15 protein-coding genes are annotated in these 14,530 nt (G+C 64.2%); 8 read left to right on the top strand and 7 right to left on the bottom strand.

Annotated features, from left to right (window positions below; all coding sequences use genetic code 11):
- Nucleotides 1–114: 114 nt before the first annotated feature.
- Nucleotides 115–798 carry a hypothetical protein gene (locus E3374_RS11725; protein ID WP_136689253.1) on the top strand — a complete coding sequence of 228 codons (684 nt, stop codon included), beginning with the start codon at nucleotides 115–117 and terminating at the stop codon, nucleotides 796–798.
- Between the two features lie 26 nt (nucleotides 799–824).
- On the opposite strand, the gene E3374_RS11730 is transcribed toward E3374_RS11725, so the two are convergent.
- The 4 genes from E3374_RS11730 to E3374_RS11745 all read right to left on the bottom strand — a co-directional run bounded on the left by E3374_RS11730 (nucleotide 825) and on the right by E3374_RS11745 (nucleotide 7,177).
- Nucleotides 825–1,841, bottom strand: a complete 1,017-nt coding sequence (locus E3374_RS11730; RefSeq protein ID WP_136689254.1) for an aldo/keto reductase — start codon at nucleotides 1,839–1,841, stop codon at nucleotides 825–827.
- Between the two features lie 82 nt (nucleotides 1,842–1,923).
- Complete coding sequence (locus tag E3374_RS11735) at nucleotides 1,924–3,939, bottom strand: glycoside hydrolase family 127 protein (RefSeq protein ID WP_136689255.1); 2,016 nt, start codon at nucleotides 3,937–3,939, stop codon at nucleotides 1,924–1,926.
- A 176-nt stretch (nucleotides 3,940–4,115) separates the two neighbouring features.
- A complete protein-coding gene (locus E3374_RS11740; RefSeq protein WP_136689256.1) occupies nucleotides 4,116–6,107 on the bottom strand; it encodes a glycoside hydrolase family 127 protein in 1,992 nt (663 codons plus the stop codon).
- Between the two features lie 89 nt (nucleotides 6,108–6,196).
- Nucleotides 6,197–7,177, bottom strand: a complete 981-nt coding sequence (locus E3374_RS11745; RefSeq protein WP_136689257.1) for an NAD-dependent epimerase/dehydratase family protein — start codon at nucleotides 7,175–7,177, stop codon at nucleotides 6,197–6,199.
- A gap of 291 nt (nucleotides 7,178–7,468) precedes the next feature.
- Between E3374_RS11745 and E3374_RS11750 the strand changes: the two genes are divergently transcribed.
- Together E3374_RS11750 and E3374_RS11755 are read left to right on the top strand one after the other, a co-directional pair.
- On the top strand, nucleotides 7,469–7,708 hold the full coding sequence (locus E3374_RS11750) for a PRC-barrel domain-containing protein (RefSeq protein ID WP_136689258.1): 240 nt from the start codon (nucleotides 7,469–7,471) through the stop codon (nucleotides 7,706–7,708).
- The gene (locus E3374_RS11755) at nucleotides 7,709–8,173 is read left to right on the top strand and encodes an NOB1 family endonuclease (RefSeq protein WP_136689259.1); all 465 of its coding nucleotides are present in this window, start codon (nucleotides 7,709–7,711) and stop codon (nucleotides 8,171–8,173) included.
- A gap of 49 nt (nucleotides 8,174–8,222) precedes the next feature.
- Here E3374_RS11755 and E3374_RS11760 read toward each other — a convergent pair whose 3' ends face one another.
- Both E3374_RS11760 and E3374_RS11765 read right to left on the bottom strand, forming a co-directional pair.
- Nucleotides 8,223–8,411 carry a hypothetical protein gene (locus E3374_RS11760; protein ID WP_136689260.1) on the bottom strand — a complete coding sequence of 63 codons (189 nt, stop codon included), beginning with the start codon at nucleotides 8,409–8,411 and terminating at the stop codon, nucleotides 8,223–8,225.
- 84 nt (nucleotides 8,412–8,495) lie between these two features.
- A complete protein-coding gene (locus E3374_RS11765; RefSeq protein WP_136689261.1) occupies nucleotides 8,496–9,269 on the bottom strand; it encodes a CPBP family intramembrane glutamic endopeptidase in 774 nt (257 codons plus the stop codon).
- Between E3374_RS11765 and E3374_RS11770 the strand changes: the two genes are divergently transcribed.
- Both E3374_RS11770 and E3374_RS11775 read left to right on the top strand, forming a co-directional pair.
- Entirely contained in the window at nucleotides 9,268–9,954 is a 687-nt protein-coding gene (locus tag E3374_RS11770; RefSeq protein WP_248299477.1) for a hypothetical protein, read from the top strand. The genes E3374_RS11765 and E3374_RS11770 overlap by 2 nt on opposite strands.
- An 87-nt stretch (nucleotides 9,955–10,041) precedes the next feature.
- Nucleotides 10,042–10,506 carry a DUF5812 family protein gene (locus E3374_RS11775; protein ID WP_136689262.1) on the top strand — a complete coding sequence of 155 codons (465 nt, stop codon included), beginning with the start codon at nucleotides 10,042–10,044 and terminating at the stop codon, nucleotides 10,504–10,506.
- A gap of 36 nt (nucleotides 10,507–10,542) precedes the next feature.
- Here E3374_RS11775 and E3374_RS11780 read toward each other — a convergent pair whose 3' ends face one another.
- The gene (locus tag E3374_RS11780) at nucleotides 10,543–11,607 is read right to left on the bottom strand and encodes a guanosine monophosphate reductase (RefSeq protein WP_136689263.1); all 1,065 of its coding nucleotides are present in this window, start codon (nucleotides 11,605–11,607) and stop codon (nucleotides 10,543–10,545) included.
- A 138-nt stretch (nucleotides 11,608–11,745) separates the two neighbouring features.
- On the opposite strand from E3374_RS11780, the gene secF reads away from it, so the two are divergent.
- The 3 genes from secF to E3374_RS17195 all read left to right on the top strand — a co-directional run bounded on the left by secF (nucleotide 11,746) and on the right by E3374_RS17195 (nucleotide 14,522).
- Entirely contained in the window at nucleotides 11,746–12,639 is an 894-nt protein-coding gene (gene secF / locus E3374_RS11785; RefSeq protein ID WP_136689264.1) for a protein translocase subunit SecF, read from the top strand.
- A gap of 2 nt (nucleotides 12,640–12,641) precedes the next feature.
- Nucleotides 12,642–14,285, top strand: coding sequence for a preprotein translocase subunit SecD (locus tag E3374_RS11790; RefSeq protein ID WP_136689265.1), 1,644 nt, complete (start codon nucleotides 12,642–12,644; stop codon nucleotides 14,283–14,285).
- A 66-nt stretch (nucleotides 14,286–14,351) separates the two neighbouring features.
- Nucleotides 14,352–14,522: a hypothetical protein gene (locus E3374_RS17195; protein WP_169051841.1), complete on the top strand. Its 171-nt coding sequence runs from the start codon at nucleotides 14,352–14,354 to the stop codon at nucleotides 14,520–14,522.
- Nucleotides 14,523–14,530: the final 8 nt, after the last annotated feature.

Here is a 14,530-nt window from a genome sequence, read left to right on the forward strand (position 1 = left end):
TTTCATCATGCTCGACTACAGCCCGTTCCGTCGTCCTGTTCACGTTCGCCTAACCTTTGTCCTGAAACCAAATACCGGAAAATTTTACAGCATGTTGTTTCAATTCTGTATCACATGCGATCGATACGTCGCCCTTCCCTCGCGATCGGCATCGGAGCCCTCCTGATCGGCGTCGCGACCGTGGCAGGCTGGATATACGCGCTTTCGACGCCGTGGGCCGAAGGATCGGGATTTGTCGCCGGGTGGCGATGGATATTCGCGATGGTCGGTATCGCGTCCGGCGTCGTCGCCGTGGGGTGTGCGGTTGCATTGCTTGCCGTCGAACGATTCCTCTCGCCCTCCAGTACGGAGCGAAAGCTCCTCGTCGGCGGTGCGAGTATGCTGGCCATCGGTGTCCTCGTTGTCCACCTCCATTTGGCATTTCTTTGGTACGTTCCGGTCGAGTATCCGAGGAGAACCTGGATGGTCATTCTGGGGATCCTGGCCAAAATCGGGGCGGCCTTCCTGCCTTTGGGTTTCATCCTCGCCGTTTCCGGCCTCCTCCTGGTCGTCGCATCGACGAGAAGGGACGGGCATGCCCCGCCAGGGCGGACGCTGGTTCGGATCAGCGCTGGCATGGTGCTTTTCGGGATCGCCTTGCTGGGGCTCTCGAACGGGCTACGGATGCTGGGGTGGCGGGCGATGGGCGGCCTTCCGGCCACGCTCGGCGGGTTGTTGCTTCCCATCGGCGTTCCGACACTGATCGTTGGCGGTCTCCTCACGGTGATCGCGCGGTGGCGAGGATCGCCAGCGAGATGAACACAAAAAACGGCTGTGTGAGACGATCAGGCGTCGACTGCGGCGTCGATGCGCTCCCACTGGTCCTCGGAGAGGGAGACGTCAACCGCACCCAGGTTCTCGTCGAGTTGGTCGATAGTTCGGGCACCGATGATCGGAACAATTGTCAGATCGTCGTGGTCTATCAACCAGCGCAGTGAGACCTGTGCGGGCGTCGCCTCGACCTCCGTGGCGACCGCACGAACCTCTTCGAGGACGTTCCACGCCGCGTCCGCGACGTAGTCGCTCTCGAACGCCTGATCGATCTCGGCGCGGGACCCGTCGGGCGCCCGGATCTCGCCGTCCACGCGCTCGTACTTGCCGGTGAGGAACCCGCCGTGCAGCGGCGAGTACGGGCACACGGCGAGATCCTGGTCTCTGCACACGTCGAGGTACTCCGCGATCGGTTCTTTGTGTTCCGGCGGTTGATCCAGTTCGTCGACGATCGGCTCGCGGTACACCGCCGAGTACTCGGGCTGGGTGACGGTGAACGCCTCGTAATTGTTGACGTCCGCCTTCCAGAGACCCTTGGTCAGTTTCCAGGCTTCAGCCGTCGAGAGGCCGACGTGATGGACTTTCCCCTCGCTGACGAGGTCGTCGATCGTGCGGAGCGTTCGTTCGATCGGGGTCTCGTCGTCGAAGCGATGCAAATAGAGGATGTCCAGGTAATCGGTCCCGAGTTTGTCGAGAGATGCCTCGACTTCAGCACGGACGTTCTTCCGCGAGAGGTTGTCGTCGAACCGCGAGACGTCCGACCAGTAGACCTTCGAGGCAACCACGAACTGCTCACGATCGCGCTCGGCGAGCCACTCGCCGATCCAGCGCTCGCTGTCGCCACCGCCATAGACGTTTGCGGTGTCGATGAAATTCCCGCCGCGGTCGGCGTAGGCATCGAGGAGTTCGTGAGCCTCCTCGCGACCGGTCTCGACGATCCCCGTCTCTTCGTGTTCCATCCCGAAGCGCCACGTTCCCAGCGCGATCGGCGATACTTCCAGGCCAGTGGAGCCGAGTCTGACATACTCCATAATGGTAATTGATCGGGGCCTGAAATCAATCCACGGATTGGGGAACGCGAGGGTACCCGTGATTTCGGGACTGCGCTCGGATCTACGTGGTCGGGATCCAGACCGTCATGGCCCCGTCCTCGCGGTTGTCCCAGGCGAAGTAGGGGATCGCGACGATCTCCGTTTCCGTCCGATTGACTCTATCGACCGAGCGGTACAACGAGTCCGTCCACGTGTCCAGGTCAGAAGCAGTCCCCTCGCCCCGGAGAACGGTCGTCCCGCCGAGGAGGTCCGGGTCGTGCTCGGGGTCGGGATCGAAGTCGTCGGGGTCCGACACCGCGAGTGTCTCGACCGGAACGGAGTGGTCGGCGTCCTCGACGCAGTAGACGAGCGGACCCCGCCTGACGGCGACGCGGCCGGCGTCGTCCCTGACGCGCGGGTCCGCCGCGAGCACCTCGACCGGTTGGGAGAACGAGAGCGCGACCTCGTCGCCTGCTTCCCACGTTCGTTCGACCGAGAGGTAGTCGTCGCTCGCGGACGGGACATTCGTTTCGGCGATCGTCTCACCGTTGACGGTGGCCTCGACGTTCGTGACCCACTCCGGGATTCGGACGCGGAGTTCGAATGCCCCAGGGTCGTCGTGAGTGAACTTGATGTTGGTCTCGCCCTCCCAGGGCATCGCGGTCGACTGCGTTAGCGCCACGGTATCCTCACCCAGTTCCGTCTCGATCGAACTCCCGACGAACTGGTTCACGTACAGCGTCTCGCCATCGGTTCCCCGCGCGTAGATGTACCGTTCGAGCGAGGCGAGCAACCGTGCGGCGTTCGGCGGACAGCACGCCACGTAGAACCACTCCTTGCGGTGGTGATCGCCCGTCGTCTCCAGCGGATTGACGTAGAAAAAGCGGTCGCCGCTGACGGAAACCCCTGCCAGAAAGCCGTTGTACAGCGTCCGTTCTATCAGGTCGGCGTAGTCCCTCTCGGCGGTCAACTCGAACAGGCGGTGGTTCCAGAAGATGCTGCCGATGGCGGCGCACGTTTCGGCGTAAGCGGTGTCGTTGGGGAGGTCGTAGTCCTCAGTGAACCCCTCGTGTTCGTGTTCGGAACCGATGCCACCGGTCACGTACATCCGTTTCGTCGTCATGTTCTCCCAGAGCCGTTGGATCGCCGTCCACAGCTCCTCGTCGTCGCGTTCCTGCAGGAGCGACGTCACGCCCGTATAGAAGTACATCGCCCGGACGGCGTGTCCCTCGACGGTCTCCTGCTCACGGAGGGGGAGGTGGTCCTGGGCGTAGCTGCCGTCGTACTCGCCGTCCCTGAGGAAATGATTACGGGCCCCCTCGGCGGCGGTCTGACCGTGGTGAACGAAGTCGGCACCGGCGATCTCCTCGACGTTCGCGAGTTCGTCCGCAAGCGGCGACGGGTCCTGTCCGCGCGCGTCGACGAAGTACTCGGCGAGATCGAGATACCGCTCCTCGCCGGTGACGCGATACAGTTTGACCAGCGCGAGTTCGATCTCTTCGTGACCTGGTACGCCGTTTTGCCCGTCGGGTCCGAACTGCCGGTCGATGTGGTCGGCGAACGCCCTCGCGACGTCGAGCAAGCCCTCGGACCCGGTAGCGCGGTAGTGGGCAACAGCGGCCTCGATCAGGTGACCGGCGCAGTACAGTTCGTGCATCACCGCGAGGTTGGTCCACTTCATCTCCGGCTCGACGAGCTGGAAGTAGGTGTGGAGGTAGCCGTCGTCCTCCTGGGCGTCGGCTAGCAGCTCGATCACCTCGTTGACGCGCTCGCGAAGGTCCGGTTCCTCGCCCGTCGCGAGGACGTAACTCGCCGCTTCGAGCCACTTGTAGGCGTCCGAGTCGATGAACATCGGTCCCTCGAAAGCGCCGTCCTCTCCGGACGAATCGCCTTCCTGGCCCCCGCTCGTCTCGTCCGCTGTGGCACCCCTGGCGACGCGCCGGAAGTTCGCCAGACAGCCGTTCGCCTCCAGCTGATCGTACTGGTGGGCGATCGTCACCTCGCGGTTGGTCTCGACGCGCGGAGTCCAGAAGTCGTCGTCGAGTTCAACGTCCGAGATCGGCACTGACTCCGCTGTCGCTCTGGGTCCTGCGGGCATACGTCCCTCATAAGCGAGCGCGACGAACTAATAGATACTGCGTCTGCGACTCCGGCCCCATCGACGATCGGATGCGATCACTTCGATCCCGCGTTGGCGACGAGGGACGATCACTCCGATCTGGTGTCGGCGACGAGGGACGATCACTCCGATCTGGTGTCGGCGACGAGGGACGATCACTTCGGTCCCGCCGACCGCCGGGACGCTGCCTCGACCCAGACGCGCATCTCGTCCTCGCCGCGGTTGGCCCAGCCGTAGTAGGGGATCGCACGGACGGTCACAGGTTCCGTGTCAACCTGTGAATCCGGCTTGTAGAGCTCTTCGTCGGTCCAGGACGACTCCTCGGGGACGAGGGCGTCGAGATCCAGCGTCGTGACGCCGTCGAGCAGTTCGTCGTCGTGTTCGATGCCGACGTCCCCGTCGGGATCGAGCTCGACCTGGTGGAGCGGCCGCGGACTGTCAGTCCCTTCCAGACAGTAGACGATCGGGCCCCGCTGGACGGCGACGCGGCCGGCGTCGCTTTCGAGTGCTGGATGCCCCCGGAGGAACTGGACCGGGAACCCGGCCCCGAACCTGACTTCGTCGCCAGGCGCCCACTCACGCTCGATCCGACAGAACTCGCCGGGGGACGCTTCGACGGACTCCTCGGTACGCTCGCCGTCCGAAGCCGCGACAGTCACGGAAACATCGCTACACCACGACGGGATCCGGAGTGCGAGTTCGAACGTCAACGGTTCCTCGGGCGTCACTGAAATCGTCGTCTCGGCGTCCCAGGGGAACGCCGTCTCCTGGTCGACGGTCACGGTCGTCTCCCCGAGTTCGACCGTCGCCTCGCTGCCGATGTGGTGGTTGACGTACAGCGAGGCGTTGCCGACTGCGTAGACGTGACTCCCAAGCGACCCGACGAGTCGCGGCACGTTCGTCGGACAGCAGGCGGTCTCGAACCAGCCCTGTCGTTGGGCCGCGAACCGGTTGGGATCCTCGTCATGGAGCGGGTGACCGTCAGTCCCCATCTCGTGTGGGTTGGCATAGAAGAACCGTCGCCCGTCGAGCGAGAGTCCCGCCAGAAACGCGTTGTAAAGCGTCCGGGACTGCAGGTCGCCGTAGCGCGCCTCGCCGGTCAACTGAAGCAGACGCTGGTTCCAGAGGATGCTCCCGAGGGCGGCACACGTCTCAGCATACGAGGTGTCGTTGGGGAGGTCGTAGTCCTCGGTGAACCGCTCGCCGACGTGCGAGGAGCCGACGGCGCCGGTGACGTACATCCGCTTCGTCGTCATGTTTTCCCACAATCCTTCGAGGACATCGAGCAGTTCCTCGTCGTCGGTTTCGAGCGCCACGTCGGCTGCCCCAGTGTAGAAGTACATCGCCCGGACGGCGTGTCCCTCGACGGTCTCCTGCTCGCGGAGGGGTGCGTGGTCTTGCAAGTAGCGTCCGTCGTACTCGCCGTCATCGACGACGTGGTCGGACGGTTCACCCGCGATCTCCTCGGGATGGGAGACCTCGTAGGCCAGCCGCGAGTCCGCGGCGCCTCGCCGGTCGACGAAGTACTGCGCGAGGTCGAGATATCGCTCCTCGCCGGTGACGCGATACAGTTTGACCAGCGCGAGTTCGATCTCCTCGTGACCCGGCACACCGTCTTTGCCGTCAGGTCCGAACCGCCGGTCGATGTGGTCGGCGAACGCCGTCGCGACATCGAGCAACCGCTCCTCGCCCGTCGCTTCCTCGTGGGCGATCGCCGCCTCGAAGAGGTGACCGGCGCAGTACAGCTCGTGGAGTACGTGAAGGTTGGTCCACTTCATCTCCGGCTCGACGAGCTGGAAGTAGGTGTTGAGATAGCCGTCGTCCTCCTGGGCGTCGACTAGCAGGTCGACCACTTCGTCGATGCGCTTGCGCAGTTCCGAATCCTCGTCCGTCGCGAGGAAGTAACAGGCCCCCTCGAGCCACTTGTAGACGTCCGAGTCGTTGTAGAACCGGCCCTGGAACTCCCCGTCGACGTGGCCAGCAGCGACGCGGAAGTTCTCGATGCGGCCTGACTCGACCAGTCGGTCGTACACGAAGTCGATCGTCGTCTCCCGGACCGTCTCGATCCGGGGGGTCCAGAACTCGTCATCGATCGTCGCGTCCTCGACACTCACTGGTTCGGGATACGCGTGGACGTTCGACGTCATGGGTACCGATCTCTACCCCTCTTCTTAAGCGTTTCCCGCCGCGCGAACGCGTTCGATCTACTGTCTGTCGGCGGATAGGCCGAGGCAGTTCACTGTCTGTCGTCGTCGATGACGATTTCGCCCGATTCGACCAGTGCCTCGACAGCTTCGCGGGTGGCTTCCAGCGACGTGTACCGTGGTTCGTATCCCAGGGACTCGCGGGCTTTTTCGATGCTCACGTTCGGGCTGTGGCGGATGTGATCCTCAGTCGCCTCGATCGCATCCTCGTCGTACTCCGGACGGCCAGCCCATTCTTCGAAGGGGAGGAAGGTGAGATCGGCTTCCCGGCCGAACCAGCCAGCCGCGGCTTCGGCGTATCCTCTGAGTGTGAGTGCCCGTGGCGAGACGACGTGGAAGGCTTCCCCGACGGCGGCCGACCAGTTCTCTAGAGCCCGCTGGAAGCCCTGGGCCACGTCGTCGGCATGGACGTGATGGACGGTCTCTAGCCCGAAGTTCGGCAGTGCAACTTCCTCACCCTCCGCAAGTCTCGAGAACACGGCGGGATCGAAGTTGCCCGCCGGATTCAGCGGCGTCCAGCCGGGACCGACGATGTGGCCGGGATGGAGTATCGTCGCCGGGAAGTCGTTCTTGCGGGCCTCTTCGAGGAGGTATTCTTCTATCTCCGCTTTCTTGCGACCATACTCGCCGATCGGGCGACGAGTCCGGGGATTGTCTTCGGTCGTCGGGACGACGTCGCTATGGCCGTGAACCCAGATCGTCCCACAGTGCAGGAAGTGTTGGATATTGTCCCGGAGTACTGATACCAGATTCTCCGCACTCTCCCGGTCGAAACAGATGAGGTCGATCACGGCATCGGGGTCGGTGGCGAGGATTTCTTCACCGAACTCGCCACGTTCTTCCGCGTTCTCGCGATCGATCTCGACCGATTCGACGGACTGCCACGCACCGTCGTCTCGGTACGGATCGCTCTCTCCACGGCTGACCGAGACGACTTCGTGGCCAGCACGGACCAGTCGGGGAACGAGATACGTCCCGATGTGTCCGGTCGCTCCGATGATCGTGACTCGCATGCTCTTTACCGCCCTCCCAATGCGCTTAGATGTTCGGGATGGTGTAAACCCGACGTGACGAGTGAATGGTACGAACCACGCCGATCGAGACGTTCCATTCTCTCCGATGGGTCGTATCCCCGTCGATGGACTCGTTTCGGTCGTGACGCGATGGTGTGGATCAGCACAGGGGTGAGTGGACGGGGAGTTCTGGGGGAGACGAGACAGCACAGTACAACAGACCGACAGTTCGACGGTCAGATGTCAGACGGGCCCGTGGAGTTTATGTAACAGGACCGGGTACACGGCGGTATGGCCGAAATACTCGCCGAGAACCTCTCCGGGAAGGACGTCATGGGCTCGGACGGGGCCGAGATGGGTATGCTGTACAACATCACGATGGACATCGAGTCGGGGAAACTCGTCGACCTCGTCATCGAACCCGACGAGTCCCTGGGTGAGGCGTCTTTCGACGTCGATGAGGCGGGGCGTGTCCACGTCCCGGTCAGTCGCGTACAGGCCGTCAAAGACCACATGATCATCCAGCGTTAAATGAACGTTCTCGACGCCTCGGCTTTCATCAACGAGTATCACACCGACGACCGGATCGCGACCATCCCGCTCGTCCGCGAGGAACTCGAAGACGAGAGCGCCTATCGCTTCGACGCCCTCGAGGGATCGGGGATGCACTTGCACATCCCCGACGAGGAGACCGTCGAACAGATCCGCCGGGCCGCCGGGGAGACCGGCGACCTGGACGGACTCTCGACGACGGACATCAGGCTCGTCGCGGCCGCCTTCGAACTCGACGGCCGGCTGGTCACCGACGACTACGCCATGCAGAACGTCGCCGAGAAGCTCGACATCGACGTCGAAGTGATCGCCAGGGACGGCATCGAGGAACAACGCGAGTGGCACTTCCAGTGTCAGGGCTGCGGCCGGGAGTTCGACGAACAGCACGACCGCTGTCCGATCTGTGGGAGCCCGCTTTCGAAGAAGAACCCGTCCAGCGCTTAGGCTTCGGTCTCGTCGGGCCGATCCGACGCCGGTGACGTCGCCGTTGCCCCTAGATCCGTGTATCGTCGCTCCGGGGTGATCGTCCCTCGTCGTCCCTGTGTTCGCCTTCTAGTGCGTCCAGTCCGAGGCTCAGTAACTGCCCCAACACCTCTTCCTCGGTCAGATCGTACTGCCGGGCGAGGGTCTCGATCTCGCGCGCCCGGTCGTCGTCGAGAACGACCGAGAAACGGGTCGGCATACGTATCGAGAGTCAGTATCAGTTCATAAAACCACGTCAGACTTTTGTCGGACGACGCGGGAACGGGATCGACTTCTTTCGGGCTCAGCGGAGGAGGGTGAGGGATTCCATCATTTCTGGATTGGTCGCGGCGTACCACTGGACGGTAAACAGCATTGCGTTCCACGCGCCGTGAATGACGATCGGAACGACGACGTTCTCGGTGCGCTCGTAGACGGCCCCGAGCACCAGTCCGAGCCCCGTCGCGATCGCGATGTAGGTCACCTGCCCCTCGCCGACCAGGGCGAGGTAGTGGGCGACGCCGAAGAGGACGCTGGTGATCACGACCGCCGGGACGACACCGTAGGCCTTCCGGAACAGCCCCTGAACGACGCCGCGAAAGACCAGTTCCTCGCCGGGGCCGATGAACAGCAGCGAGACGGGAATCATGTACAGGAAGAACTGTGGGTTCTCCTGACCGAGTTTAACGACGGCGTTCGTCGCGGTCTCCAGGCCCAGCACTGTGATGACGATCGACAGCCCGTAGGCGACCACGAACAGGAGGACGAAGCCGCCACCCATCCAACCGACATCCCGAAGCGATGGAAGCGAGAGGTCATAGAGGTCGACGTCCTGCCACTTGACGTAGCCAACCGCGACGAGCACGAAGCCGACGAACTGTGTCATCGTCAACAGAAGGTTCCCCGCTATCGTGAGGCCACCGCTGACGCGAAGCGGATAGAACGGGTTGACGAGTACGAGGACGGCGACCGGGAGGACCAGCGCACCGACCAGGAACGCCGCGATGATGACGCCGAGAGCGTGGGCGACGCTGCGTAGCCGAGTCCGGAAGTCCGCGTAGCGGGTCAGGTCGTCCATGGATAGGGGTCCGTTCGACGCGGATCCGTATTATAGCACCGACTGCGACAGCCGTCTCTGGCCGGTCGCAACGGCGACGCCGGACCAGACCGAACCGGACACCAGTCGGTTTAACCCCGCCCCCTCCCAACAACGAGTCGTGACCGACACGACTGCCGACGACGCCTACGGCGGATTCCTCGGTGCGATCCCATACGCGTTCCGGGCGAGTGGTTCCCGGTTTTGCCGGCTGTACGTGGTCGTCGGCACGGTGGTCGCGGGACTCGTGACGCTGGTGTTCGCTCTCGGCGTCGTGACGCTCATCGGACGGAGTGTCGGCAATCCCGGTGGTCTCCTGACGAGTGCCCGGACGTTCTACGTCGTCGTTGCGCTGTTCGCCGTCGTGCCGCTGCTCGCCCCGATACTGTCGGTCGCCCGTCGGCATCGCCACGGCCGTACCGACGCCCGGTACGATCGAGCGATCGCTGCCACCGGGTTCCTGTTCGTCCTGTCGCTGTATCTCGGACTCGTCGCCTCGATGCCGCCCAGCTTCGAACTGGACGGCGAGACCGTTACCCGGCCGGCCGCCGAGGGGCTGTTCGCACCTGTGATCGAACTGCTCTATGCGATGCCGGAGTCCGCCTGGCCGACCGTCCCGGCCGCCGCCGGGGCTGTTATGCTGCTCGTTCACCGCCGCTACCGGTGAAGCGACCGCCGTTATCGGTGAAGCGGAGTTCGACCCGATACCGCCGCCATCGGTGAAACAAAGGGGATCGAGCCTCTCACGACAGGTATGAGCGAGAAGACGGGGACGTTCGTCGTCACGAACGCCGACGAGGAGTCGGCCGTGTTGCGGGACGTCACGGACGCGCAGGTCCACACGCTTTCGGCCCACCCTGACCTCTCCGTCGGTGAAGTGCTGGATGCGACGATCCGGCCGGAACCACCGATGGAGGTGACCTGGGAACTGCTTTCCGTCTCCGAGCGTCGGGAAATCCCGATCGAGCGCAGCCCCGAGCGGCCGACGAAGCAGGCCCGAGAGATAGCCGCCGCCCAGGATGTCGGCGAAGTGACCACACGCGAACGGGCCGGCGAAGGTGAACTCCACGTGCTGACGGTCCCCGGGGAGCGGACCGAGGAGGCAGTCGTCGACGTCCGTGAAGACGACGCGACCCTGCGGCGGGCCGCCCGACTCGGCGTCGACCGCGTCGAGATACGGGCCGACGATGGGGTCCTCAGCGTGCGGTACTTGCCGTAGCGTTTTCGGGAATGGACAGTTACTCGAAACGAACAGTCACTCCGTGCCGTCGCCGACGACGCTCTCCCAGTCGTGGTCGAAGTGTGCGCCCTCGCGTTCGCGGGCGCTGGCCTCGACGGCCATGAACTCGGCGTTCTCCCGAGCCTCGGCGATCGTGTGCCCGCCACAGTAACTCAGCCCCGAACGGATCCCGGCGGCGAACCCGTCGGCGACATCCGCGAGCGGCCCGCTGTAGGGCGTCATCGCCTCGACGCCCTCGTCGGCCGCGGGGCCGTCGGTATCCTTGTCGGTGCGATCCTGGGCAGCGGCAGTCGTCGCCATCCCTCGCGATCGCTTGTAGCGCTCGCCGTCGACTTCGATGACCTCGCCGGGTGACTCCGCAGTCCCGGCGAAGAGACTTCCCATCATGACCGTGTCGGCACCGGCCATCAGGGCCTTGACGGCGTCCCCGGAACTGCGGATCCCGCCGTCGGCGATCACCGGCAAATCGAGAGGATCGGCGGCGTCGGCACACTGATCGACGGCTGTGAGTTGCGGGACGCCAGCGCCCGCGACCTTCCGGGTCGTGCAATGGGAGCCCGGCCCGACGCCGACCTTCACTGCGTCCGCACCGACGGCGTAGAGGTCCTCGACCGCGTCGGCGGTCGCGACGTTGCCCACGACGAGGTTTTCGGGATCGTATTCGGCAACGAGGGTCTCGACGGCGTCGAGACAGCGTTCGAGGTGGGCGTGGGCCACATCCAGGACGATCGCGTCCGCACCGGCTGAAAGTGCCGTCTCGGTCCGTTCGAGATACCCCTCGCTGATCCCGACGGCCGCCCCGGCGCGCTCGCCCGCCTCGACGACCGCACGGATCTCGGCGGCCTGCTCGTCGATCGAAAGGAAGCGGTGGATCGTCCCGAAGCCGCCGGCCCGCGAGAGGGCGATCGCCGTTTCTCGTTCGGTCACGGTGTCCATCGGCGCCGAGAGCAACGGCCGATCGAGTTCGATCCCGGGCGTCAGTCGCGTCGCGAGGTCGACGTCGTCGCGGCTGTCGACCGGCGAGCGCTGTGGCACGAGCAGGACGTCCCCATAGGAACGTCCCGTGGTGAGGTCGTTCATCCCTGGCGAACCATGAGGCGGCGCCAATTAACTCCGTCGGGTTCCTTGTTCGACCGGAAGTCGACGCGGGGGCTGTAGCGAGCGAACGGTCGGGACGCTTTAGGAAGGCTTATTCAGGGCCGTGCCACACCCACGGCCATGGTCGAGTTCGAGGTCCCGGAGGTCGATTACACCCGGTACTCCAACCGCCAGTTGCTCGCGGTTCCGCTGGCGGTCCTGGGGATCGCGCTGGCAATCATCGTCGGCGCGTATTTCCTCACCGGCACACCCGTGACGCCTGGGGTCGAGTTCACGGGCGGGACGGAGTTCCACGTCGCAACTGAGGACACGCAGGCCACGCTTCAGGGACTCGCCGGCGAAACGGCGGAGATCAGACCCGTCGGTCTCGGTGGCGAGGAGTATATCATCACGGTCCAGCCCGATCGGACGGAGGCAGTCGAATCGGCGCTCCGCAACGCGGGATACACCACGGGCGAACAGTGTATTGCCACCGGTGGCGGGACGATATGCTCCATCAGCGAACGCTCGGCGGCGTTCGGGGAGCGCGCACAGCAGACGGCACTGCTCGGCGTCGCCGCCGCGTTCGTCGGTATGAGTATCCTCATCTTCGTCGTTTTCCGGTCGTTCGTGCCGTCGATCGCGGTCGTCGCTTCGGCGTTTTCCGACATCATGATCCCCGTCGCACTGATGAACGTCTTCGGGATCAAACTCTCGCTCGGTGCGGTCGCCGCACTGCTGATGTTGATCGGGTACTCCGTCGACTCGGACATCCTGTTGAACAACCACATTCTTCGACGGCGGGGTGGGTTCTACGAGAGTACCTACCGGGCAATGCGGACCGGTGTGACGATGACGCTGACCTCGCTGTCGGCGATGATCGTGATGGCCATCGTCTCGCGGCTGTTCGGGATTCCACTGTTGCCCGACATCGCACTGATACTCGTCTTCGGACTCGCGGCCGACCTGATGAACACCTATATGATGAACGTCAGCCTGCTTCGCTGGTACAAGTACGAGGGGGTGGCCCGATAACCATGGACCTGAGCCTCAGGGAAAACTGGCGGGTCTGGATGCTCGTGGCGCTGTTGATCCTCAGCACGATCGCACTCTTCCCGTTCGGATCGCTACTGGCCGGCGGCGACGGTGCCAGCGACGGACCGACGGCCGTCAACGACACGCTGGTCAACGGCACCGACGGAGGGGTAGCCAACGAGACGTACGGGACCCAACCGGGCGGTGACTTCACCAACCTCGACTACGGTCTCGACCTGGCGGGCGGGACCCGCATCCGGGCGCCGTTCGTCGGCGTGACGGCTGAAATCTCGATCGCTGCCGAAGAGGCCGACGCTCTCGAACGCTCGCTCGCCTCGAAACTCGGCGTCGACCCGATCGACGTCAGCGTGACGCCCTATCAGAACGCGCCAGGGACCGTCGAAGTGTTCTCTGGCGACGTGAGTCCCGCAGAACTCGAAGCGACCCTCCAGGATGCCGGCTACGATCCCGATCCCGAGACCGTCCGTGACGGCGTCACCGAGCAGACGCGTAGCGAGGTTGTCGATGTCCTCACGAACAAGATAAACGAGGGTGGACTGACCGGCGGGACCGTGAGCGTCATTTCCACGGCCGGTGGCGAGGAGTACTTCGCCGTCGTCGAGGTGCCGGGCGCCACCCAGTCCGAGGTCGAGAGGCTCATCGGGACGCGGGGTGTCATCGAGGTGATCGCCCAGCGTCGCGTCGGAAACGAGACGACCAGCGAAACGGTCCTCTACGGCGAAGACTTCACGAACCCCGGCATCGCCCAGCAGGCGAACCCGTCTGAGGGTGTTCAGCGGCCGTATGTGCCGGTGAGTATCGAGCCCGACGCGGCCAGGAACTTTACCGACGTCATGAACCGCCTCGACTTCTCGACGCAAGGAGTCGGCAACTGTGACTACGGCGCCGCGACCGGCGGCGACGGGAGTTACTGTCTTGTCACGACGCTGGACGGCGAGGTAATCTACACGGCACCGCTCGGCGACGGACTCGCTCGGGAGTTCCGACAGGAGACGTTCGCTGAAAATCCGGGTTTCGTCATGGAGACGGGCAACTACTCAGACGCCCGCCAGCTCTCGATCAGCCTCCGGGTCGGGACCATGCCGACGAACGTCAACCTCAGTTCGGGGACGACCTACTATCTCCAGCCCAGCCTGGCCGAGCGCTTCAAGAGCCTGGCGCTGGTGACCGGGCTCGTCACCTGGCTGGCGGTCAGTATCGTCGTCTTCATTCGTTATCGCCGCAAGGAAATCGCGATCCCGATGCTTGCGACGGCGACCGCCGAGGTGTACCTGTTGCTCGGATTCGCGGCCTCGATCGGACTGGCGCTTGACCTCTCGCACATCGCCGGGTTCATCGCCGTGATCGGGACGGGGGTCGACGACCTCGTGATAATCGCCGACGAGATCCTCCAGCGGGGTGAGATCGCCACCGGCAGGGTCTTCCAGGATCGCTTCCGGAAGGCCTTCTGGGTGATCGGCGTCGCCGCCGTCACGACGATCATCGCGATGAGCCCGCTGACGGTCCTCTCGCTGGGTGACCTGACCGGGTTCGCCATCGTGACGATCGTCGGCGTCCTCATCGGTGTCCTCGTTACCCGCCCGGCCTACGGGGACATCCTCCGGAACCTCGTTCTGGAGGAGTAGGCCGGCGGTCTCGCAACCGGGGAACGGGCCGGCGGCCTTTTCACGGACGGCCACGAACGATCGCCGATGACCGACGACAGCGACGGGTTCTACTGTGAGACCTGCGAGCAGTCAGTAGCCCGCGAGGACGTGATCCGCACGGAGACGATGGGCGGGCTCGATCCGAAGAAGTGGCAGACGTTCTGCTGTCCGGATTGTGGTAACCGTCTGAAGACTGTCTTCGTCGGAGAGAAGTGAACGCGGAT

The sequence above is a fragment of the Halorhabdus amylolytica genome, from assembly GCF_004944975.1.
Taxonomy (GTDB): Archaea; Halobacteriota; Halobacteria; order Halobacteriales; family Haloarculaceae; genus Halorhabdus; species Halorhabdus amylolytica.